Annotated in this window: 19 protein-coding genes; 3 read left to right on the top strand and 16 right to left on the bottom strand. The window is 72.1% G+C overall.

Features of this window, described 5'->3' with window-relative positions; genetic code table 11:
• Positions 1 to 241: 241 nt before the first annotated feature.
• The 10 genes from ppdK to ACZ6YG_RS09610 all read right to left on the bottom strand — a co-directional run bounded on the left by ppdK (position 242) and on the right by ACZ6YG_RS09610 (position 11,126).
• Positions 242 to 2,875, bottom strand: a complete 2,634-nt coding sequence (gene ppdK / locus ACZ6YG_RS09655) for a pyruvate, phosphate dikinase (RefSeq protein WP_466017680.1) — start codon at positions 2,873 to 2,875, stop codon at positions 242 to 244.
• A gap of 312 nt (positions 2,876 to 3,187) precedes the next feature.
• Positions 3,188 to 4,483, bottom strand: a complete 1,296-nt coding sequence (locus ACZ6YG_RS09650) for a sensor histidine kinase (RefSeq protein ID WP_466017679.1) — start codon at positions 4,481 to 4,483, stop codon at positions 3,188 to 3,190.
• Positions 4,480 to 5,142, bottom strand: a complete 663-nt coding sequence (locus tag ACZ6YG_RS09645; RefSeq protein WP_148033350.1) for a response regulator transcription factor — start codon at positions 5,140 to 5,142, stop codon at positions 4,480 to 4,482. The genes ACZ6YG_RS09650 and ACZ6YG_RS09645 overlap by 4 nt, the downstream gene beginning before the upstream one ends.
• Positions 5,143 to 5,152: 10 nt before the next feature.
• The gene (locus ACZ6YG_RS09640; protein WP_466017678.1) at positions 5,153 to 5,974 is read right to left on the bottom strand and encodes a S1C family serine protease; all 822 of its coding nucleotides are present in this window, start codon (positions 5,972 to 5,974) and stop codon (positions 5,153 to 5,155) included.
• Complete coding sequence (locus ACZ6YG_RS09635; protein WP_219549747.1) at positions 5,971 to 6,912, bottom strand: VWA domain-containing protein; 942 nt, start codon at positions 6,910 to 6,912, stop codon at positions 5,971 to 5,973. The genes ACZ6YG_RS09640 and ACZ6YG_RS09635 overlap by 4 nt, the downstream gene beginning before the upstream one ends.
• A complete protein-coding gene (locus tag ACZ6YG_RS09630) occupies positions 6,909 to 8,069 on the bottom strand; it encodes a DUF58 domain-containing protein (protein ID WP_466017677.1) in 1,161 nt (386 codons plus the stop codon). The genes ACZ6YG_RS09635 and ACZ6YG_RS09630 overlap by 4 nt, the downstream gene beginning before the upstream one ends.
• Positions 8,066 to 9,046 carry an AAA family ATPase gene (locus tag ACZ6YG_RS09625; RefSeq protein ID WP_466017676.1) on the bottom strand — a complete coding sequence of 327 codons (981 nt, stop codon included), beginning with the start codon at positions 9,044 to 9,046 and terminating at the stop codon, positions 8,066 to 8,068. Before ACZ6YG_RS09625 ends, ACZ6YG_RS09630 begins: the two co-directional genes overlap by 4 nt.
• The gene (locus ACZ6YG_RS09620) at positions 9,043 to 9,186 is read right to left on the bottom strand and encodes a hypothetical protein (protein WP_271274750.1); all 144 of its coding nucleotides are present in this window, start codon (positions 9,184 to 9,186) and stop codon (positions 9,043 to 9,045) included. Before ACZ6YG_RS09620 ends, ACZ6YG_RS09625 begins: the two co-directional genes overlap by 4 nt.
• A 169-nt stretch (positions 9,187 to 9,355) precedes the next feature.
• Positions 9,356 to 10,741, bottom strand: a complete 1,386-nt coding sequence (locus ACZ6YG_RS09615) for a glycine--tRNA ligase (RefSeq protein ID WP_466017675.1) — start codon at positions 10,739 to 10,741, stop codon at positions 9,356 to 9,358.
• A gap of 97 nt (positions 10,742 to 10,838) precedes the next feature.
• Positions 10,839 to 11,126, bottom strand: a complete 288-nt coding sequence (locus tag ACZ6YG_RS09610; RefSeq protein WP_148033355.1) for an antibiotic biosynthesis monooxygenase family protein — start codon at positions 11,124 to 11,126, stop codon at positions 10,839 to 10,841.
• A gap of 63 nt (positions 11,127 to 11,189) precedes the next feature.
• On the opposite strand from ACZ6YG_RS09610, the gene ACZ6YG_RS09605 reads away from it, so the two are divergent.
• Complete coding sequence (locus ACZ6YG_RS09605) at positions 11,190 to 11,585, top strand: DUF6703 family protein (protein ID WP_466017674.1); 396 nt, start codon at positions 11,190 to 11,192, stop codon at positions 11,583 to 11,585.
• Here the strand turns inward: ACZ6YG_RS09605 and ACZ6YG_RS09600 are convergent.
• Genes ACZ6YG_RS09600 through sucC form a run of 6 tightly spaced genes read right to left on the bottom strand, consistent with a single transcriptional unit; the run spans position 11,578 to position 18,478 of the window.
• Positions 11,578 to 13,110, bottom strand: coding sequence for an aldehyde dehydrogenase family protein (locus ACZ6YG_RS09600; RefSeq protein ID WP_466017673.1), 1,533 nt, complete (start codon positions 13,108 to 13,110; stop codon positions 11,578 to 11,580). The two genes, ACZ6YG_RS09605 and ACZ6YG_RS09600, sit on opposite strands and share 8 nt — an antisense overlap.
• Before the next feature lie 11 nt (positions 13,111 to 13,121).
• Positions 13,122 to 14,846: a glyoxylate carboligase gene (gene gcl, locus ACZ6YG_RS09595; protein ID WP_466017672.1), complete on the bottom strand. Its 1,725-nt coding sequence runs from the start codon at positions 14,844 to 14,846 to the stop codon at positions 13,122 to 13,124.
• On the bottom strand, positions 14,843 to 15,703 hold the full coding sequence (locus ACZ6YG_RS09590; RefSeq protein ID WP_466017671.1) for a 2-hydroxy-3-oxopropionate reductase: 861 nt from the start codon (positions 15,701 to 15,703) through the stop codon (positions 14,843 to 14,845). Before ACZ6YG_RS09590 ends, gcl begins: the two co-directional genes overlap by 4 nt.
• A complete protein-coding gene (locus ACZ6YG_RS09585) occupies positions 15,700 to 16,464 on the bottom strand; it encodes a hydroxypyruvate isomerase family protein (RefSeq protein WP_466017670.1) in 765 nt (254 codons plus the stop codon). The genes ACZ6YG_RS09590 and ACZ6YG_RS09585 overlap by 4 nt, the downstream gene beginning before the upstream one ends.
• Entirely contained in the window at positions 16,461 to 17,348 is an 888-nt protein-coding gene (gene sucD / locus ACZ6YG_RS09580; protein WP_219549733.1) for a succinate--CoA ligase subunit alpha, read from the bottom strand. The genes ACZ6YG_RS09585 and sucD overlap by 4 nt, the downstream gene beginning before the upstream one ends.
• Entirely contained in the window at positions 17,348 to 18,478 is a 1,131-nt protein-coding gene (gene sucC / locus ACZ6YG_RS09575) for an ADP-forming succinate--CoA ligase subunit beta (RefSeq protein ID WP_148033361.1), read from the bottom strand. Before sucC ends, sucD begins: the two co-directional genes overlap by 1 nt.
• Positions 18,479 to 18,567: 89 nt before the next feature.
• Here sucC and ACZ6YG_RS09570 point away from each other — a divergent pair, with 89 nt between their 5' ends.
• Positions 18,568 to 19,953, top strand: a complete 1,386-nt coding sequence (locus ACZ6YG_RS09570; RefSeq protein ID WP_466017669.1) for an MFS transporter — start codon at positions 18,568 to 18,570, stop codon at positions 19,951 to 19,953.
• Positions 19,954 to 20,112: 159 nt separating this feature from the next.
• Entirely contained in the window at positions 20,113 to 20,856 is a 744-nt protein-coding gene (locus ACZ6YG_RS09565) for a GntR family transcriptional regulator (protein ID WP_219549729.1), read from the top strand.
• Positions 20,857 to 20,958: the final 102 nt, after the last annotated feature.

The following is a 20,958-nucleotide window of genomic DNA, read 5'->3' as shown; positions in this document are numbered from 1 at the left end:
TCCCCCAGATAGGGCGCGTCCCCGAAACTCTCCGTACGAGACCTCTCCTCGTACGGAATCTCCCCCAGATAGGGCGCGTCCCCGAAACTCTCCGTAGGGGACCATCGTCCGCCGGAAACTCCCCGTACGGGGGCCTCTCCTCGCACGAGACCTCCCCGGACAGGACCCGTCCCCGGAGCTCCCCGTACGAGGACTTTCTCGGACGGGGAGTTCCGGTGGGTGGAGCTCCGGGGGAGGTCGGTCAGCGGGTGTCGGAGTCGGTGTCGCTGAGGGCGGCGCGGCCGGCTTCGAGGCGGGCGACCGGGATGCGGAAGGGTGAGCAGGAGACGTAGTCGAGCCCGGTGTCGTGGCAGAAATGGACGGAGTCCGGGTCGCCGCCGTGCTCGCCGCAGATGCCGATCTTGAGGTCGGGCCTGGTGGCACGGCCTTCCTCGGTGGCGATCGCGACCAGCCGGCCGACACCCTCGCGGTCGAGGGTCTCGAACGGGGAGACGCCGAAGATGCCCAGCTCCAGGTAGCGGGAGAAGAACGAGGCCTCGACGTCGTCGCGGGAGAAGCCCCACGCCATCTGGGTGAGGTCGTTGGTGCCGAACGAGAAGAACTCGGCGGCCTCGGCGACCTGCCCGGCGGTCAGGGCGGCCCGGGGAGTCTCGACCATGGTGCCGATGAGCGCGTCGACACCCGCCTCCGCGAGGATGGCGGCGGCCTCCTCGCGGACGCACTCCAGTTCCTGGACGGCGGCGATGAGCGGGATCATGATCTCCGGCCGGGCGCCGGGGACCTCCTTGGCGGCCTGGGCGATGGCGCGTACCTGCATGGCGAACAGGCCGGGGATGACCAGGCCGAGCCGTACGCCGCGCAGGCCGAGCATCGGGTTCTGCTCGTGCAGTCTCTTGACGGCGGCCAGCAGGGCGCGGTCCTTGTCCGTGGCCTCGCCGGTGGCGACCTTGACGGACAACCCGACGATGTCGGGCAGGAACTCGTGCAGCGGCGGGTCGATGAGCCGGATGGTCACCGGCCGGTCACCCATCGCCTGGAAGATGCCGACGAAGTCGGACTTCTGGAGGGGTTCGAGCGCGTCCAGCGCGGCCTGCCGGTCCTCGGCGCCGGCGGCGAGCACCAGGTCCTCGACGAGCTGGCGGCGGTCGCCGAGGAACATGTGCTCGGTGCGGCACAGCCCGATGCCCTCGGCGCCGAAGCGGACCGCCCTGGCGGCGTCCTCGGGGTTGTCGGCGTTGGCCCGCACGCCCAGGCGGCGCGCCCCGTCGGCGTGCCGCATGATGCGGTCGACCGCCTTGACCAGGTCGTCCTCGGGCTCGGCGCCTTCGAAGTACTCGACCACGGCGGAGGCGACGACCGGCACCTCGCCGAGGAAGATCTCGCCGCTGGTGCCGTCGATGGAGATCACGTCGCCCTCGTTGACGACCACGCCGCCGGGGGCGGAGAACGTGCGGCCGGCCGTGTCGACGTCCAGCTCCTCGGCGCCGCACACGCAGGTCTTGCCCATGCCGCGGGCGACCACGGCGGCGTGCGAGGTCTTGCCGCCGCGGCTGGTGAGGATGCCGCGGGCCGCGATCATGCCGGACAGGTCGTCCGGGTTGGTCTCGCGGCGCACCAGGATGACGTCCTCGCCCTGGGCGGCCAGCTCGGCGGCCCGCTCGGAGGAGAAGACGGCCTTGCCGACGGCCGCGCCCGGCGAGGCGTTCATGCCCTTGGCGATGCGCCGCTTGTCCGCGCCGGCGTCGAAGCGGGGGAACATGAGGCGGGCGAGCTGGTCGCCGGTGACCCGGGTGACGGCCTCGTCCATGGTGATGAGGCCCTGGTCGACGAGCTGGGTGGCGATGCGGAAGGCGGCGCCGGCGGTGCGCTTGCCGACGCGGGTCTGCAGCATCCAGAGCTTGCCGCGCTCGATGGTGAACTCGATGTCGCACAGGTCGCGGTAGTGGTTCTCCAGCGTCTCCATGATCGACAGCAGTTCGTCGTAGGAGCGCTTGTCGAGCCGCTCCAGCTCCTGCAGCGGGATCGTGTTGCGGATGCCGGCGACGACGTCCTCGCCCTGCGCGTTCTGCAGGTAGTCGCCGTAGATGCCCTGGCGGCCGCTGCCCGGGTCGCGGGTGAAGGCGACGCCGGTGCCGGAGTCGCCGCCGCAGTTGCCGAAGACCATGGAGCAGATGTTGACGGCGGTGCCGAGGTCGGCCGGGATGCGTTCCTGGCGGCGGTAGAGGATCGCGCGCGGCGCGTTCCAGGAGTCGAAGACGGCCATGACGGCCATCCGCATCTGCTCGCGCGCGTCGGCGGGGAAGTCGTCGCCGGTCTGGTCGCGGACGATGCCCTTGTACGACTCGACCAGGCGCTGGAGCTCACCGGCGTCGAGGTCGGTGTCCTGGCGGCCGTCTTTCAGAGCGTCGAGGGCGTCCTCGAACAGGTCGCCGTCGATGCCGAGCACGGTCTTGCCGAACATCTGGATGAGCCTGCGGTAGGAGTCCCAGGCGAAGCGGTCGTTGCCGCCCGCCTGCTTCGCGAGGCCGTGCACGGACTCGTCGTTGAGCCCGATGTTGAGCACCGTCTCCATCATGCCCGGCATCGAGAACTTGGCACCCGAGCGCACGCTGACGAGCAACGGGTCGTCGGCCTGGCCGAGCCGCTTGCCCATGCTTTCCTCGAGCGCCCGCAGGTGCTCCTCGACCTCCCGGTCGAGACCTTCGGGCAGGGCGCCCTCTGCCAGGTAGTGGCGGCACGCCTCAGTAGTGATCGTGAACCCCGGAGGAACGGGCAGCCCGAGATTGGTCATCTCGGCGAGGTTGGCGCCCTTTCCGCCCAGGAGATCTTTGAGATTCCTGTTGCCCTCGGTGAAGTCGTAAACGTACTTGGCCACCACAGCTCCAATCAACGCTTCTACTCGGACTCTACCGGCGGAATTGATGATGAAACTGCACTCTTCGGTTAAGTCAACGTTTCCCCAGCTCAGACGCCCTCCAGAGGTCTAATCCATTCATTATTCCGACCACTTCGAGAAGTGGTTTATACCAATGGTTCAAACCAATTCTTGAGCATCGGGCGCAGAATCGGATCACTGCTATACAAGCCGTCGGAAGGGCTGGCGTACGCGTCGGTCATGGAGATCAGCCGGCACCCGCGCGGCGGCGCACAGATGCCGCAGGCGCGACGATGGCAGCAGGCCGGACCGTCAGGGGAACGGGTTGTGGTCGGGCGCCGGGCCGGGGGCGCCGCCGCGGGCCGGTAGCCACAGCACGAACGTGGCCCCTTCCCCGATCCGCGAGTGCACCGCCACCCTGCCGCCGTGCGACTCCACGATCTGCCTGACGATCGCCAGCCCCAGCCCGGTGTGCCGGTCGCGGCGGCTGGCCTCACCGCGCCAGAACCGGTCGAACACCCGCGCCTGGTCCTCCGCCGCCAGCCCCGGGCCGTCGTCGCGCACGGCCACCCACAGCCAGCCGCCGGCTTCGTCCACGGCGGCCTCCCGGTGACCGGCCTTCTGGTGGCCGGACCTCGCGGCAGCCCAGCCCGCCGCGCGGTGCAGCGGCCGCAGGCGGGACGCTCCGCCGGAGATCATGTCCGTCGCCCCCCACCTGCCGGCGGCCACCCGCACCCGCCCGCCCGGCGGGGACAGCCGCACCGCGTTGGACAGCAGGTTGGCCACCGCCCGCCGGAGCGCGTCCTGGTCGCCGGTCGTCTCCAGGCCGGGCATCAGCCGCCTGGTGATGGTGAGGCCGCGCGCGGTGGCCAGAGCCGCGTACTCCTCGCAGGCCTCGACGGCCACCCGCGACAGGCCCAGGTCGGTGTCGGCGAACGCGGTGCCCTGCCTGCGGGCGCTGGCCAGCAGGTCCTCCACCAGGCGGGTCATCCGGGTGGTGGCCCGGTCCACGACGGCGACGGCCCGGCCGCGCTCCTCCTCGCTCGCCTCCGGCGACAGCAGCACCGCGTCCACGTTCGCCCTGATGATCGTCAGTGGGCTGCGCAGCTCGTGGGAGGCGTCGTCGATGAGCTGCCGTTGCGCCCGGAACGCCTCCTCCAGCCTGTCGAGCATGGTGTCGATGGTGTCGGCCAGGTCCTTCAACTCGTCGCTCGGGCCGCGCAGGGTGATCCGCCGTGACAGGTCCGTCGCCTGGATCTCCTCGGTGGTACGGGTGATCGACCGGACCGGCCGCAGCACCCGGCCCGACAGCAGCCAGCCGATGCCCAGGCTCGCCGCGAACAGCCCGCCCAGCGTGTACAGCGAGTAGTCGCGCAGGGTGGCGAGCGTCCCGACGTTGATCGCGTTCTCCACCTCTTCGATGAACACCACTTCCTGCTTGCCGACGTACTCGCCGTCCCGGTACGTCTTCGCGATCTCGGTCGCGTACGAGCGCTGCTCGGTCGTACGGGAGACCGCGTAGTAGATGCCGCCCAGCACCAGCGCCGCGAGCAGGAAGAGCAGCCCCGAGTAGAGCACGGTGAGCCGGAACCGGATGGTGTGGATCATGCGGGCTCCCTGAGCCGGTACCCCCGGCTGATGACGGTCTCGATCAGGCCGTCGGCCTGGAGCTTGCGGCGCAGGTTGCCGACGGTCACCCGGACGGTGTTGGTGAACGGGTCGGCGTGCTCGTCCCAGACGTGCTCCAGCAGTTCCTCGCTGGAGACCACGTAGCCCGGTCTGGTCATCAGGTAGTGCAGGACGCCGTACTCCTTGGGGGTGAGCGCCAGCGCCCGCCCGTCCAGCGACACCTCCATCCTCGCGGTATCGATCCGCAGCGTTCCCACCTCGAGGACGGAGGTGCCGCCGGTGTCCCTGCGCAGCAGGGCTCTGACCCTCGCCAGCAGTTCGGGGAAGGCGAACGGCTTGACCAGGTAGTCGTCGGCGCCCTCGTCGAGTCCGCGCACGCGGTCGTCCAGCCGGTCCCGCGCGGTGACCATGATGATGCGCACGCCGTCGCCCGTCGCCCTGACCGCCCGGCACAGCTGGAAACCGTCGCCGCCGGGCAGGTTGAGATCGAGCAGCACCAGGTCGTAGGAGTTGACCTGGAGCTTCTCGTGCGCGGTGAGGGCGTCGGCGGCCACGTCGACCGCGTATCCGGCCCGGACCAGGCCCACGCGTAACGCCTCCACCAGGTCTTCCTCGTCCTCGACGACCAGCAATCGCATACTTCGGACCCTAGTTTCGGATGAGGCGGTCCGCGATGGGCGCGGCCCGGTCGATGGGGATGGCGAACCCGATGCCGATGTTGCCGCCGCCCCGCCCGGCCGCGATCGCGGTGTTCACCCCCACGACCTCGCCACGGGCGTTGACCAGCGGGCCGCCGGAGTTGCCCGGGTTGATGGAGGCGTCGGTCTGCACCGCGGTACGGGACGCGCCGCCCAGCCGCACCTCCCGATCGGTGGCGCTGACGATGCCGGCGGTGACCGTCCCCGACAGGCCGAGCGGCGAGCCGATGGCGAGCACCTGCTCCCCCACCGACAGGTCCGCCGACCGGCCCAGCGTGGCCGGCGGCAGGCGGGCGGAACCCGCGCCCACCACCTCCAGCACGGCCAGGTCCTCGTCGTCGTCGGAGCCGAGCACCCGCGCGCCCAGCCTGCGGCCGTCGCTGAGCACCACCGTCACGTCGGACGCGCCCCGCACCACGTGCGCGTTGGTGAGGACATGGCCGCTCCCGTCCACCACGAAGCCGGACCCGCCTGCCCGGCCCGCCTCGACGGACACCACGCTCGGCAGGACCATCGCGGCCGTCGCGCTCAGCCCGGTCGCGCCGCCCGAGGCGGCCGGCGCCGCCCGGGGCAGTGCGGTGGCGGGTTCCCCGTATCGGAAGGCGGCCGCCCCCGCCAGTCCGGCCGCCGCACCGGTGACCGCCGCGACGAGCACGGCGGTCACCAGGAGACGACCGCCCCGGCGCGCGGGTTCCACGGGGCGGGAGGGCGGCGGGACGGCCAGGGGCACCTGCGTGAAGGCGGGGCCGCTGGGCCTGCCGAGCCCGTTCACGGCAGCCTCGCGAACCAGAGCATCGAGGTGGCCGCCGCCAGCAGCGCCGCGATCAGCCCCGCCGCGACGAACCACTGCCAGATCTCCTGCCGTTCGGTCCGATAGCCGACCGAGGTGCCGATGTCCTCGTACACGGCCTGGAGCTCATCGCCGCTGGCCGCCTCGTAGAAGCCGCCACCGGCCGTCTCCGCGAGCCGTTGCAGCGCGGGGCCGTCCACCGGCACGGGCAACTGTCTTCCCTGGAGTTCGATGACGCCCTCCTGCGTGCCATAAGCGATCGTGGTGACGGGCACGCCCCGGGCCGCCGCCTCGCGCGCCGACTCCTCGACGGTCCGGCCGGTCGTGTTCTCGCCGTCGGAGAGCAGCACGATGTGCGCGGGCGGGGCCTGCTCCTCGGTGTCGAGCGCCTCGATGGCGTCCAGCGAGGAGTAGACGGCCTCGCCGATGGCGGTGCCCGCGGTGGTGGTCAGCCGGTCGAGCGCGCCGAGCACGGCCGGGCGGTCGGTGGTCGGCGGCACGACGACCGAAGCGTTCTCGGAGAACGCCACCAGGCCCAGGTTGAACCGGGGCGGCAGGTGCTCCACGAACTGGGTGGCCGCCTGCCTGGCCGCGCTGAACCGGTCAGGGCTGACGTCGGTGGCCGCCATCGAGGCGGACACGTCGAACGCCACCATGATCGTGGCCCGTTCCCTCGGCACCGTCACCTCGGCCGTCGGCCTGGCGAACCCGGCCACCAGCAGCACGAACATGGCGAGTGACAACGCCGCCGGCACGTGTTTGCGCCACCCCGGCCCGCGCGGGGCGACCTTGTCCAGCAGATCGAGATTCGTGAACCGCACCGCGTACTCGGTGCGCCGCCTCTGCGCGACCACGTACCCTGCCGCGAGCAACGCGACGGGCACCAGCAACAGCAGCCACATCGGCGAGAGCAGCGTCATGCGACCTCACCCCCTCCCGGCGGAGGCCCCTCACCGACGACCTGCCCCCTCCCGGCCGGCCGCCCCTGACCGAGCGGACGGTCTTCCTCAGACGGGGCGTCGGAGCGGGCGAGGGCGCGGCGGAAGGCGGCGAGCCGGGCAAGCCCCCGTCTCCGGCTCTCTCCGGATCCAGCGGGCTCGGGTGAGGGGCCGTTTCCGGAAGGACGGCCTGCCGTCGTGGTGGTTGAAAGGGGTGCGGGGGAAGGCCCCGCGGTGGCGGAGCGGTGGGCGAGGCGGCGGTGTTTCAGGACGTGGCGCACCAGGTCGCGTACCCAGTCGCCGTCCGTGCGCAGGCGCAGGTGGGCGACCCCCGCGCGGCGCAGACCGGCTTCGATGGCGGCCCGCTGGCCGGCGGCCGCTTCGGCGTAGCGCAGGCGGAGGCTGGCGCCGGCCGTGGAGACCTCGCACCGCCGCCCCGTCTCCGGGTCGACGAGCGTCAGGACGCCCACGTCGGGGAGCGACAGCTCCCGCGGGTCCAGGACCTCGACCGCCAGCACCTGGTGCCGGGCGGTGAGCCGTCGCAGCGGCCCCTCCCACGTCCGCGGCGCGTCCAGGAAGTCCGACACCACGACCACGAGGCCGCGCCGCCTGACAGTCCGGCAGAGCTGATCGGCGGCGGCGCCCAGGAGCGACCCAGGGGTGCCGGGCGGGGTGCGCGGCAGCGAGAACACGGCTCGGAGCAGCGCCATCAGGTGCGGCCGCCCGGTCCTGGCCGGCAGCACCCGGACACCGCCTCCGTGCAGCAGGTGCGCGCCCATGCGGTTGCCGGTGCGCTGGGTGAGGAAGCCGACCGCGGCGAGGGCGGCCAGCGCCAGCTCCCGCTTCTCCATCGACGCCGTGCCGAAGTCCATGCTGGCGCTGGCGTCGAGCAGCGCCCAGATCTCCAGCTCGCGGTCGGCGACGAGCTCGCGCACATGGGGTTCGTTCGTGCGCGCGGTGACGTTCCAGTCCATCCGCCGCACGTCGTCTCCGGCCTGGTACGGGCGAGCCTCCGCGGGTTCGCTGCCCGGCCCGGGGAACAGTCCGAGATGCTCGCCCTGCAGCAGCCCGTCCAGCCGCCTGGTGATGGTCAGCTCCAGCCTGCGCAGCGCGGGCTCGGCCGTCAGGTAGGAGCTCATGCCGCTGACTCCTGCTGCGGGGCGACGACCGGCAGCGGCACCGCCGCGAGCACCCGGTCCACGACGGCCCGCGGCGGGACGTCGTCGGCCAGCGCGTCGAACGACAGCACCAGCCGGTGCGCCATCACGTCGTGCGCCAGGTCTCGCACGTCCTCCGGCAGCACGTACTCGCGACCCCGCATGAGCGCCAGCGCCCGGCCGGAGGCGAGCAGACCGAGGGTGGCGCGCGGGCCGGCGCCGAAGGCGAGCAGCCCGCGCAGGTCGGGCAGCCCGTAACGCTCGGGCTCACGGGTGGCGTGGACGAGGCGGACGGCGTACTCGGCGACGGCGTGGTGCACGAACACCTCGTCGGCGCGCCGTTGCAGCGCCACCACCTGGTCGGGGGTGAGGACCGGCTGTGGTCGCGGCGGGTCCACGCTCATCCGGTAGGCGATCGCCAGCTCCTCCGACTCGCTGGGATAGCCGACGTCGACCTTGAGCAGGAACCGATCGCGCTGCGCCTCCGGCAGGTGGTAGACGCCTTCCGACTCGATGGGGTTCTGGGTGGCCAGCACCAGGAACGGCTTGGGCACCTCGTAGGTGCGCCCGCCGATGCTGACCTGACGCTCAGCCATGATCTCCAGCAGCGCCGACTGCACCTTGGCGGGCGCCCGGTTGATCTCGTCGGCGAGCAGCAGGTTGACCATCACCGGGCCGAGCTCGATGTCGAAGGTCTCGGTCGACGGCCGGTAGATCCGGGTGCCGACGATGTCGGACGGCACCAGGTCGGGCGTGAACTGGATGCGCGAGAACGTGCCGCCGACGACCGTGGCGGTGGTCTCGGCGGCCAGCGTCTTGGCGATGCCGGGCACCCCTTCGAGCAGGCAGTGCCCGCGGGCCAGGACCGCGACGAGCAGCCGCTCCACCATGTGGTCCTGCCCCACGATCACCCTCTTGACCTCGAACAGCGCCCGTTCGAGCAGCGCGGCTTCGGTCATGGCCTGGCCTCGGGGCAGTCGTCGACGACGACCCGCAGTTCCAGCGCCGAGGGCTCCGGCTCGGCCATGGCGGCGCCGCCGGTCGCGAGGAGCGCACCGGCGGCGGCCAGGACGAGCGCGAGAAGTGTTGTGCGTGCCATGGATCCCCCTGTCTTTCAGCTATGGGGGCCACTCCATCAAGCGCACGCGAAAAGGGGCGTAACACCGGCCTTTACATGATTTTTCGGTGTACGGGGTCTGGAGTGAGCGGCGCGGCACACAACGGAAGGGGGCCCCTCCGTAGAGAGGCCCCCCGCGACGCGGCGCGCGTCAGTCGTTGAGGTGCTGGCGCAGGTAGCTCTCCACCTGGTCGATGGAGATGCGCTCCTGGCCCATGGAGTCGCGCTCGCGGATGGTCACGGCGTTGTCCTCGAGCGTGTCGAAGTCGACCGTGATGCAGAACGGAGTGCCGATCTCGTCCTGGCGGCGGTAGCGGCGGCCGATCGCGCCCGCGTCGTCGAACTCGACGTTCCACCGCCTGCGCAGCGCCGCGGCCAGGTCGCGGGCCTTGGGCGACAGGTCGGCGTTGCGCGACAGCGGCAGCACCGCGGCCTTGACCGGGGCGAGCCGGTGGTCGAGCCGCATGACCGTGCGCTTCTCCATGACGCCCTTGGCGTTGGGCGCCTCGTCCTCGGTGTAGGCGTCGATGAGGAAGGTGAGCGTGGCCCGGTCGACGCCGGCCGACGGCTCGATCACGTAGGGCACGTAGCGCTCGCCGGTCTCCTGCTCGAAGAAGCTCAGGTCGGTGCCGGACGCCTTAGAGTGGGCGGTCAGGTCGAAGTCGGTGCGGTTGGCGATGCCCTCCAGCTCACCCCACTCGCCGCCGGCGAAGTTGAAGCGGTACTCGATGTCGACGGTGCGCTTGGCGTAGTGGGAGAGCTTCTCCCGCGGGTGCTCGTAGAGACGCAGGTTGTCCTTGGCGATGCCGAGATCGGAGTACCACCGGAAGCGCTCGTCGATCCAGTATTGGTGCCACTCCTCGTCAGAGCCGGGCTTGACGAAGAACTCCAGCTCCATCTGCTCGAACTCGCGGGTGCGGAAGATGAAGTTGCCGGGCGTGATCTCGTTGCGGAACGACTTGCCGATCTGGCCGATGCCGAACGGGATCTTCTTGCGCGCCGACTGCTGCACGTTGAGGTAGTTGATGAAGATGCCCTGCGCGGTCTCCGGCCGGAGGTAGGCCAGGCCGGACTCGTCCTCGACCGGGCCGAGGTAGGTCTTGAGCAGGCCGCTGAACTGGCGCGGCTCGGTGAAGGCGCCCTTGTTGCCGCAGTTGGGGCAGGTGACGTCGGCCAGGCCGCGCTCGGGGGCCTTGCCGTTCTTCTCTTCGTACGCCTCGAGCAGGTGGTCGGCGCGGTAGCGCTTGTGGCAGGACTGGCACTCGGTGAGCGGGTCGGTGAAGGTCTCGACGTGGCCGCTGGCCTGCCAGACCTCGCGGGCCAGGACGACGCTGGAGTCGAGGCCCACCACGTCGTCGCGCGACTGGACCGTCGACAGCCACCACTGCCGTTTGACGTTGTTCTTCAGCTCGACGCCCAGCGGGCCGTAGTCCCAGGACGCGCGCAGTCCGCCGTAGATCTCGCTCGACGGGTATACGAGCCCGCGGCGCTTGGCGAGGCTGACGATGGTGTCCATGACGTCGGTGCGTCGTGCCATGTTGATCGGATCTCTTTCCGGCTGGAGGTCGGCGAGGAAATGAATGTGTGAGATCCCAGCTTAGGGGAAGGGCGAGCGGCTCCGCGCCCGACTATCGCTACGCCCCGTCTTGGACGAGAACGTCCTCGAAGGCGGACGGTTCGTTCACCATGAGGATCATGAGCGGGTACATCTCCATCCGGGCGGTGGACAGCGCCCGGCGGTAGAACCCGGCGCCCTCCCACTCGGTGACCAGGGCCCACAGGTTGGGCTCGTCGACCGATCTGGCGAGCCTGCCGCGCAGGTAGCCGGGCTGGGCGGCGAGCGTGTCGAGGATGACCTCGGCCTGCTTGGCGAAGCCTTGCGACTGGGCCTCTGGAACGGTGTAACGGATCACGGCGAGCACGCCCCCAGCATGTCAGACGTTCGATGGATGCCGGGGCGATTCGGGCGGCGCTAGGCTCGGGCCGTGGCCACTGACGACGACCGCCTCAGGCATCCGATGGCGCAGCCCCGCGAGATCCAGGGCAAGCCCAAGCGGCCGCTGCCGCCGGGCGAGCAGTTCTTCACGCCCGGGGCGACGGGGATGCGCAAGGCCGTGGAGCGGCGCAGCGCGGCGCCGATGGCGTTCCTGTTCACGCAGGTGCCGCGCTGGGTGACGCCCGCCGTGATGGTGGTGCTGCTGCTGGCCGGGTTCGCGGTGCAGAGCTGGCTGGGCGGGCTGGCCGTGCTGCCGGTCGTGGTGTTCGTCGGCTGGCTGGCCTATCTGTCGTGGCCGTCGCTCGGGGTGGGTGGCAAGCTGTTGCGGGTGGCGATGCTGACGTTCCTGGTGCTGGTGGTCTTGACCCGGTTCGGGTTCAAGTAGGGATGAGGGTGTAGCCGGGGAAGTTGCCCGGCAGGCGCTCGCCGTCGGGGCCCTGGGTGGCGGCCCTGACGAGCAGCTCGCCGCCGACGAACGCGCCGCGCCAGGAGGCGCCGAGCCCGCCGAACAGCTCCTCGCGGTCGCCCCGCGAGCGTGGCCGGTTGTGGCCGACCTTGAACGCCCGCACGTCCGGGGCGAGCCTGCGGTACGTGTCCTCCTCGTCGCAGGAGAGCGTGGCGACCAGCGCGCCGTTGCTGGCGTTCATCGCGGCCAGCAGCTCCGCCTCGGTGTCGACGAGCACGAAGCTGTCGACGGGGCCGAACGGTTCGGCGTGGTGGAGTGGGGACGAGCGGGGCGGGTCGAGCAGGGCCACCGGCGCAAAGTAAGCCGAAATATCCTGACCGGGCAGGAAATTTCCGGACTCCACGGACGCCCGGTGCAGCGGCACCGCCCCCCGCGCCACCGCCTCGTCCACCTGGTCGGCCAGCTCCTTGGCCTTCGAGGCGTTGATCAACGGCCCGAAGTCCAGCTCCGGCAGCGGATCGCCGGGATGGGCGACGGCGAGCGGATGCCCGAACCGCAGCGACCCCACCGCCTCCAGGTAGGCCCCGAGGAACTCGTGGAACAGTGACCGCTGCACCACGAACCGCGGGTAGGCGGTGCACCGCTGCTTCCCGTAGTCGAAGGAGGCCCTGATCTGCCGGCCGAGCAGCTCCCAGCCGGAGTACTCCCACACGCCCCAGCAGTTGAGCCCTTCCTGCTCCAGCACGTGCCGCCGGTCCAGGTCGGACAGCGAGCCCGCGACGTGCCCGCCGGCGTCCCTGCCGCCCACGAACGACACGCAGCCCAGCGACCTGCCCGCCACCAGCACCGGTGACAGCTCCGCCCCGCTCCCGCTGACCAGCGTGAACGGCAGCCCTTCCCGGACCGCGAGCGCGCACGCCAGGGTGAGGCAGCACAGCCCGCCGTCGGTCGGCGTCTTGGCGATGACCGCGTTGCCGGCCAGCGCCTGCACGAGCATGGCGTGCATGAGCACGCTCATCGGGTAGTTCCAGCTCGCGATGTTGCTGACGGGGCCGGGCAGCGGGGCGCGCCCCGCCGCCATCCGGTCGATCTCCTCCACGTACCAGCGCACCCCGTCGAGGCAGCGGTCGACGTCGGCGCGGGCCGTCTTCCACGGCTTGCCGATCTCCCACACCAGCAGCAGCGCGAGCAGGTCGCGGTGCGCGGCCATGGACTCCACGGCCGCCGACACCCGCGCCTTGCGCTCCTCCAGCGGCACGTGCCGCCACCGCCGGTGCTCCTCCACCGCGCCCGCCACGGCGCGCGCGGCGCCGGCCCGGTCCAGCCGGGGCGGCCCGGCGATGGCGGTGCCGTCCACCGGCGAGAACACCGGCGCGGGCCGCCCGTCCCGCTGCCAGAACCCGCCCCAGTGGTTGAGCACCCTGTCGTGGTGGAACGCCTCCGGCGCCGCCTCGCAGCACCTGTCGTACGCGTCCTGCCAGGACGTGCCCGGTTTGACCTGCATGAGCCTTCCTCTCAGTCTGACCAGTCGACGGCGACGAGCTCGGGCAGCGGCTCGAACTCCTTGACGGCGTCCAGCGAGGGACCCATGGCGGCGTTGGCCTCGCGCTCCACCATCACCTCCACCAGCACCGGAAGCCGCCGGCGGGCCGCCTCGCCGGACGCCCATGCCAGCGCGTCGCGGATGTCGCCGGGCAGTTCCACCCGGCGCGCCGGGCAGCCGAAGGACTCCATGGCCTTGACATGGTCGATGCCGCCCTCCCCGTAGTGCAGGTCCACCGCGAAGTTCATGCCGTACGGGATCTCGGCCTGCCTGATGAGACCCAGATACTCGTTGTTGATCATGACGATCACGAACGGGATGTTGTACTGGGCGGCGACCGCGACCTCCTCCATGAGGAACTGGAAGGAGTAGTCGCCGACGACCACCACGACGTCGCGCTCCGGGTGCGCGGTCTTCACCCCGATCGCGGCCGGCACCTCCCACCCGAGCGGCCCGGCCTGCCCGCACACGAGGTAGCGGCGCGGCAGGTAGGTCGTCTGGAACTGGCCGGACCAGATCTGGTAGAGCCCGATGGCGGTGACGAACGTGGTGTCCCTGCCGAAGTGCTCGTTGATCTCGCGGAACACCCTGGGCGGCTTGATCGGCACGTCCTCGAAGTCGTCCCTGCGGACCAGGGTGGCGCGCAGCTCGCCGACCCGGCGCACCCACTTGCCCGGCCGGCGCGGCGCGGGGTGCCGGGAGCGCGCCTCGTCCAGCAGCCCGGCCAGCACCGGCCGGGCGTGCCCGACGATCCCGAGGTCGGGCTCGAAGACCCGGCCGAGCTGCATGGGCTCGATGTCCACGTGGATGAACCGCCGGTTCCCCCGGTAGACGTCGAGGTCGCCGGTGTGCCGGTCGCCGAACCTGGCGCCGACGGCCAGCACGAGGTCGCTGTCGAGGAAGGCGGCGTTGCCCCACTGGGTCTGGGTCTGGATGCCGGCCATCCCGGCGAACAGCGGGTGGTCCTCCGGGAAGGCGCCCTTGCCCATGAGCGTCACCTGCACCGGCACCTGAAGGTGCTCGGCCAGGCGGCGCAGCTCCTCGTGCGCGTCCGCGATGATCACACCGCCGCCGGCCAGGATCAGCGGCCGCTTGGCGGCGGCCAGCATGTCCACCGCCCTGCGCACCGCCTGGGGCAGCGGTCTGGGCTGCTCGACGGGCAGCGGCGCGTCGACCGCGGGATCGTACCGGCAGGTCCCGCGCTGCACGTCCAGCGGCAGGTCGATGAGCACCGGCCCCGGCCGCCCCGAGCGGGCGATCCGGAACGCCTCGCGGAACAGCCACGGCGCCTGCGCGGGCTCCTTGAGCTGCACCGCCCACTTGGTGACCGGTTTGGCGATCTCCACGATGTCGACCGCCTGGAACGCCTCCTGGTGCAGCTTCGAGCTGACCGCCTGACCGGTGACGCAGATCATCGGGATCGAGTCGGCCATCGCCGTGTAGAGCCCGGTGATCATGTTGGTGCCGGCGGGGCCCGAGGTGCCGATGCACACGCCCACGTTCCCGGTCACGCGGGCCCAGCCGTCGGCGGCGTGCGTGCCGCCCTCCTCGTGGCGGACCGTGATGTGCCGGATCGAGCTGTGCTGGAGCGCCGCGTACAGCGGCAGGATGGCGGCGCCCGGGATGCCGAAGACGGTGTCCACACCCTCCGACTCCAGCACCTTGACCACGGCCTCCATGCACGGGACGGCGTTCATCCGTTGAACCTTTCGACGACCTTGAGCAGGGCGGAGTGGTCGAGCGAGCCGTGGCCCTGGGCGCGGGCGGCCGCGACGAGCTGGGCCACCTGCGCGGTGAGCGGCAGCGCGACGCCGGCCTCGCGGGCGGCGGCCACGGCGATGCCCATGTCCTTGTGGTGCAGGTCGATGCGGAAGCCCGGGGCGAACTCCCGTCTGATCATGGTGTGCCGCTTGATGTCGAGGATCCGGGAGCCGGCCAGACCGCCCGCGAGCACGTCCAGACCGGCCACCGGGTCCACCCCCGACGCCTCCAGGAGCACGATGGCCTCCGCCACCAGGCCGTAGATCCCGCCCACCACGAGCTGGTTGGCGGCCTTGACCGTCTGGCCCGCGCCGGGCGGGCCGACGTGCACGATCGTGGTGCCGAGCGCGCCGAGCACCGGCCGGGCCGCCGCGAAGTCCTCGGGGTCGCCGCCCACCATGATCGACAGGGTGCCGTCGACGGCGCCGCGCTCGCCGCCGCTCACCGGCGCGTCCAGGGCGCGGACGCCCTTGGCGGCGGCCTCGCGGGCGACCCACCGGGAGGTGTCCGGCCTGATCGTGCTCATGTCCAGGTAGATCAGGCCGGACGCGCCTTGCGCGACGACGACCGGCGCGACCTCCTCGACCTGCGGCGAGTCGGGCAGCATGGTGATCACCACGTCCGCGTCGGCGACCGCCTCGGCGACCCCGGCCGCGCCCTTGCCGCCGCGGGCCTCCAGCTCGGCGACCCGTTCGGCGCTGACGTCGTAGCCGACGACGTCGTACCCGGCCTTGACGAGGTTGGCGGCCATCGGGCTGCCCATGATCCCGAGGCCGATGAAAGCTATGGTCACTGCCGCCTCCAAGCGAACGCGCCCGGCCCCTCGTGCCGGTACTCCAGCCCGACGTGCCCCCGGTAGCCCGCCACCGCCAGCCGGGCGAAGATCTCCGGGTACGGCATGCGCCCGCTGCCCGGTTGCCCGCGGCCGGGGTCGTCGGCGATCTGCACGTGACCGAATCTGGCGGCGTGCGCGTCGATGAGCGCGAGCACGTCCTCCCCCATCACGTGCAGGTGGTACAGGTCGGCCAGGAAGGCCACGTTGTCCCGGCCCACCTCGTCGATCAGGTCGAAGGCGGCGGCCGACGAGGTGATCGGGTAGTGCGGGTTCTCCCGGGAGTTGAGCGCCTCGACGACCACGGTGGCGCCGGCGTCCGCCGCCGCGTCGGCCGCCGCCCGCAGGTTCGTCAGGGCCAGCGCCCGGTCGGTGCCCGGGTCGTTGCCGTACAGCGCGTTGAGCGTGCCGCAGCCCAGCTCGGCAGCGAAGCCGGCGGCGACGCCGACGTTGGCCAGGAACCGCGCGGAGGCGTCCGGCCGGGCGAGCAGGCCGCGCTCGCCCGCCGCCATGTCCCCGGCGTCGAAGTTGAGCCCCACCAGGCGCACGCCGGCGTCCTCGATGGCCGCGCGGAGCGCGTCCAGCTCGGCGCGGGACGGCTCGGCCGTGCCGAACGGCCACCACAGCTCCACCGCGTCGAACCCGGCCTTGGCCGCGGCGGCGGGCCGCTCCAGCAGCGGCAGGTCGGTGAACAGGATGGACAGGTTGACGTCGAACCTCATGGCGAGAGCCTCCCGAGCGCCGAGCGCAGCAGCCGCGCCGTCTCGGACGGGGTGCGGCCGACCCGGACGCCGACCGCCTCCAGGGCCTCCTTCTTGGCCTGGGCGGTGCCGGACGAGCCGGACACGATCGCGCCCGCGTGCCCCATGGTCTTGCCTTCCGGCGCGGTGAACCCGGCGACGTAGGCCACGACCGGCTTGGTGACGTGCCCGGCGATGTAGGCGGCGGCCCGTTCCTCGGCGTCGCCGCCGATCTCGCCGATCATCACGATCGCGTCGGTGCCGGGGTCCTCCTGGAAGGCCGCCAGGCAGTCGATGTGCGTGGTGCCCACCACCGGGTCGCCGCCGATCCCGACCGCGGTGGAGAAGCCGAGGTCGCGCAGCTCGTACATGAGCTGGTACGTGAGCGTGCCGGACTTGGAGACCAGGCCGATCCGCCCGGCGGAGGTGATGTCGGCGGGGATGATCCCGGCCGACGACTGGCCGGGGCTGATCAGGCCGGGGCAGTTCGGGCCGATGATCCGCGTGCCGGCGCGGGCCGCCAGGGCGCGGAACCGTACCGTGTCGTGCACCGGCACGCCCTCGGTGATGACCACGCAGAGCGGCACCCGCGCGGCGACGGCCTCCTCGACGGCGCCGAAGGTGAAGCGCGGCGGCACGAACACCACCGACACCTCCGCGCCGGTCTCCGCCGCGGCCTCGGCCACCGAGCCGAACACCGGCACCGTGCGCTCGCCGAAGTCGACCGTGCGGCCGCCCTTGCCGGGCGTCACCCCGGCCACCACGTCGGTGCCGGCGGCCAGCATGCGGGCCGTGTGCCGGGTGCCCTCCGCGCCGGTCATGCCCTGCACGAGCACCCGGCTGTCCTTGGTCAGGAAGATCGCCATCACGCACCTGCCGCGAGTCTGGCCGCCGTCTCGGCGGCGCCGTCCATGGTGGGGACCTGCCGGACCGCCGGGTGCCTGGCCTCGCTCAGGATGCGCCGCCCGGCCTCCGCGTTGTTGCCGTCCAGCCGTACGACGATCGGCCGGCCGAGGCCGCGCTCGCCGAGCAGTTCCAGAGCCGTCACGATGCCGTTGGCCACCGCGTCGCAGGCGGTGATGCCGCCGAAGACGTTCACCAGCACCGAGCGCACGTCCGGGTCGGCCAGGATGATCTCCAACCCGTCGGCCATCACCTGGGCCGAGGCGCCGCCGCCGATGTCGAGGAAGTTGGCCGGGGCCGCGCCCGCGCCCGCCACCACGTCCAGCGTGCTCATCACCAGGCCGGCGCCGTTGCCGATGACGCCGACCCGCCCGTCGAGCTTCACGTAGTTGAGCCCTTTGGCCCTGGCCCTGTCCTCCAGGCTGTCCGCGGGCTCCGCGTACTCCCAGGAGTGGCGGTAGGCGGCGTTGCCGTCGAGCGTCACCTTGCCGTCGAGGGCCACGATCCGCTGGTCGGTGGTGCAGATCAGCGGGTTCACCTCGACCAGGACGGCGTCCTCGGCCACCATCACCCGCCACAGCCGCTCCAGCACCTGCGCGGCGGCCTCCGGCAGCCCCGCCTTGGCCGCGAGCTGCCGGGCCGTCTCCGCGTCCACACCGGTCTCAGGGTCGATCTGGACGCGCACGATGGCGTCGGGGTCGGTGGCCGCCAGCTCCTCGATCTCCATGCCGCCCTGGGCGGACACCATGGCGAGGAACCCGCCCTCGGCCCGGTCCACGAGGAAGGCCGCGTAGTACTCCTCGAAGGGCACGGTGGCGGTCTCGACGAGCACGCGGTGCGCGGTGTGCCCCTTGATGTCCATGCCGATCACGTGGCCGGCCTCGTCCTCGGCGGCGGCCGGGCCGGGGGCGGTCCTGATGCCGCCCGCCTTGCCGCGTCCGCCGGTCTTCACCTGGGCCTTGATGACGACGGGCGCGCCCAGCTCGGCGGCGATCGCGCGGGCTTCCTGGGGGGTGGCCGCGACCCTGCCCGCGGGGATCGGTATCCCGTGGCGCCCGAAGAGCTCCTTCGCCTGATACTCGTACAGGTCCATTCGAGCCTCCTTTGTAGACGGTATACCGTATGGAATATCCCTCGTCCAGACCCTCGACAGGGCGCGGTGTACCGGATATTCCATACGGTATGGAGAATGCAACAACTGTCAGAGACTGGCGCGGGCGCTCCTACCTCGTGGGACCGGTGCCCGCCGACCGCACCCGGATGTTCCGTCTCGCGCTGGCCGCCATGGCCGCGATCGGTCCCCTGCAGTACGGCTTCGCGGCCCTGCTGGCCACGGACGCGAACGGGCTGATCCTGCTGGCCGCCTGCATCGTCTTCCAGGCCGTGGGCGCGCTGCCCACCCTGCGACTGGTCCGCCGCGGCCGCCTGCCGGTCCGCGCCGCGCTGGCCGCCGGCGCCGCCCTGACGACGCTCGGCTTACTGACGGCCGCCGTCGTGGGCGCCGGAACCGGAACGGCGGCGTTCCCTCTCGCCCTGCTCGGATACGCCGTGCTCGGCGGGCTCGGCGCCGGAGCCGTGTACGGGGTCTGCGGCGAGGTGGTCTCCTCCTGGTATCCCGACCGTCCCGCCGCCCGGGTGAGCATGGTGACGGGCGCCTTCGGGTACGGGTCCGCGCCGCTCCTGGTGTGGGCCGGGCTCGCGCCCGCCATGACGCCGGCCGTGTTCGCGGTGGCGGCGCTGCTGGCCGCGGCGGCGATCGGGACGGCGGCCAGGTCCCTGCGGCTGGCCCCCGAGGGCTGGTGGCCGGAGACGGTGGAGCCCCGCGCGCACGCGCTGGAGGCGGCGCGGCTGCGCAGGACGCCCGGCGCGGTGCGGCAGTTCGGGCTGGCCCAGGCGCTGCGCACCCGGGCGCTGCCGGCCCTGGCAGTGATCCTGGCCTGCGCGGGCGCGGTGTCGGTGTTCGACGTAGTGGTCGTGGCGAGCACCGGAGCGTGGGGCGCGCTGGCCCTCATGGTGGCGCTCAACGGCGGCGGGCGGGCGGTCGCGATGCGGCTGTCGGAGTTCCTCGGCCGCCGCCTGGTGCTGGCCTCGGTGCTCGGACTCCTCGCGCTGGGCCAGGTCCTCCTGGCAGGCGCCATGAACCCCACCGCCAGGCCGGCCGGCGGCGTGACGGGCCTGCCCCCGGAAGCCGCGAACGCGGCCGCGCTGGACGCGGGGACCGCGCCAGGGACCGGGGCCGCGCTGGACGCCGGGGCCGTGCTGGGGGTCGCGGCCGGGAGCCCGCTGCTCTGGCTCGGCGCGATCGCCGCCGGGCTGGGCGGCGGGGCGTTCTACCCGCTGGTCGCGAGCCTGGTCAGGGAGTTCTTCGGCGAACGGCAGACCTGCGAGATCCACGCGGTCGTTTACAGCGCCAAGGCCGTGGCAGGAGTGCTCGGTGTGGCCATGGCCGCGTACGCGCTCACCGCGCCCGCGACGGCGCTCCTGCTCGCCGCGGGGCTCGCCGCGCTGCCCGCGCTGGCGTCGACGCGGTTGCGCACCCCCGGCCTGCCCGCGACGATCCCTTTGTGACGGGCCGGCCCGTCACGATCCCCCTATGACGGGCCTCCCCGTCATGATGCCCCTGTGACCTCGGTCTCTGTGATGAGACTCACGATCAGCCGAAGGTACGGGGCGGTATGCTGTAGGCAGTCGACCAAAACCATTTCGTCAGCCCCTGGAGTCAGAATCATGTTGCTGTCGGATCAGGCCGGTCGGGCGGCGGCCCCCAAGATCCCCCGCCCAGCCACGCTCCGGGAGAGCGTGATCGAGGCCATCCAGGAGCTCATCGTCTCCGGCCAGCTCAAGCCCGGCCAGCACCTGGTCGAGAGCGAGCTGGCCGAGCTGCTCGGCGTGTCGCGGCAGCCCGTCCGCGAGGCGCTGCAGCAGCTCAGCGGCGAGGGCTGGGTCGACCTGCACCCCGGTCAGGGCGCGTTCGTGCACATCCCGACGATGGAGGAGGCCGACCAGCTGCTCGCGGTCCGCGCGCTGCTGGAGACCGAGTCCGCCAGGCTCGCCGCGCGGCACGCCGGCGAGGACGGGGTGGCCCGGCTGCGCGCCCTGTGCCGGCGCGGCATCGAGGCCGTCCAGTCCGACGACGTGGACGGCGCGGTGGCCACCAACTCCGAGCTGCACGCCCTGGTCACCGAGCTGTCCGGCAACAAGGTGCTGTCCGAGCTGGCCAGCCAGGTCGCCCGCCGCGTGCGGTGGTACCACACGCCCGTGGCCCGGCAGCGCGGCATGGCCTCCTGGGAGGAGCACACCGCCCTGATCGACGCCATCGAGCGCGGCGACCAGGAGAGGGCCGCCCACATCATGCGCGAGCACACCGAGCACACCCGCGCCTCCTACATGGAGCAGCGCGAGAGCGAGCCGGTGGAGCCCGCACCCAAGCCGGTCCGGCGCCGCCGCCCGCGGACGCCGGCCACCGGTTGACCCGGCGTTCACACCTGGACGCCTATCCCGTAACACCTCGGGCAGAGGATGGGGACGCGGAAGTCGCCCCCGGCACTTCGAGCAGAGGTTTGGGACGATTTT

The organism is Nonomuraea sp. NPDC054003 (assembly GCF_055585125.1).
This window is presented reverse-complemented; position numbering and strand designations above follow the sequence as displayed.

Coding starts and splice junctions, on each gene's coding strand:
- ACZ6YG_RS09565 (WP_219549729.1), top strand. CDS start 20,113: ATGTTGCTGTCGGATCAGGCCGGTCGGGCGGCGGCCCCCAAGATCCCC.
- ACZ6YG_RS09600 (WP_466017673.1), bottom strand. CDS start 13,110: ATGCAGGTCAAACCGGGCACGTCCTGGCAGGACGCGTACGACAGGTGC.
- ACZ6YG_RS09615 (WP_466017675.1), bottom strand. CDS start 10,741: ATGGCACGACGCACCGACGTCATGGACACCATCGTCAGCCTCGCCAAG.
- ACZ6YG_RS09635 (WP_219549747.1), bottom strand. CDS start 6,912: ATGACGCTGCTCTCGCCGATGTGGCTGCTGTTGCTGGTGCCCGTCGCG.
- ACZ6YG_RS09630 (WP_466017677.1), bottom strand. CDS start 8,069: ATGAGCTCCTACCTGACGGCCGAGCCCGCGCTGCGCAGGCTGGAGCTG.
- ACZ6YG_RS09625 (WP_466017676.1), bottom strand. CDS start 9,046: ATGACCGAAGCCGCGCTGCTCGAACGGGCGCTGTTCGAGGTCAAGAGG.
- ACZ6YG_RS09570 (WP_466017669.1), top strand. CDS start 18,568: ATGGAGAATGCAACAACTGTCAGAGACTGGCGCGGGCGCTCCTACCTC.
- ACZ6YG_RS09620 (WP_271274750.1), bottom strand. CDS start 9,186: ATGGCACGCACAACACTTCTCGCGCTCGTCCTGGCCGCCGCCGGTGCG.
- ACZ6YG_RS09650 (WP_466017679.1), bottom strand. CDS start 4,483: ATGATCCACACCATCCGGTTCCGGCTCACCGTGCTCTACTCGGGGCTG.
- ACZ6YG_RS09645 (WP_148033350.1), bottom strand. CDS start 5,142: ATGCGATTGCTGGTCGTCGAGGACGAGGAAGACCTGGTGGAGGCGTTA.
- ACZ6YG_RS09585 (WP_466017670.1), bottom strand. CDS start 16,464: ATGAGGTTCGACGTCAACCTGTCCATCCTGTTCACCGACCTGCCGCTG.
- gcl (WP_466017672.1), bottom strand. CDS start 14,846: ATGAACGCCGTCCCGTGCATGGAGGCCGTGGTCAAGGTGCTGGAGTCG.
- sucD (WP_219549733.1), bottom strand. CDS start 17,348: ATGGCGATCTTCCTGACCAAGGACAGCCGGGTGCTCGTGCAGGGCATG.
- sucC (WP_148033361.1), bottom strand. CDS start 18,478: ATGGACCTGTACGAGTATCAGGCGAAGGAGCTCTTCGGGCGCCACGGG.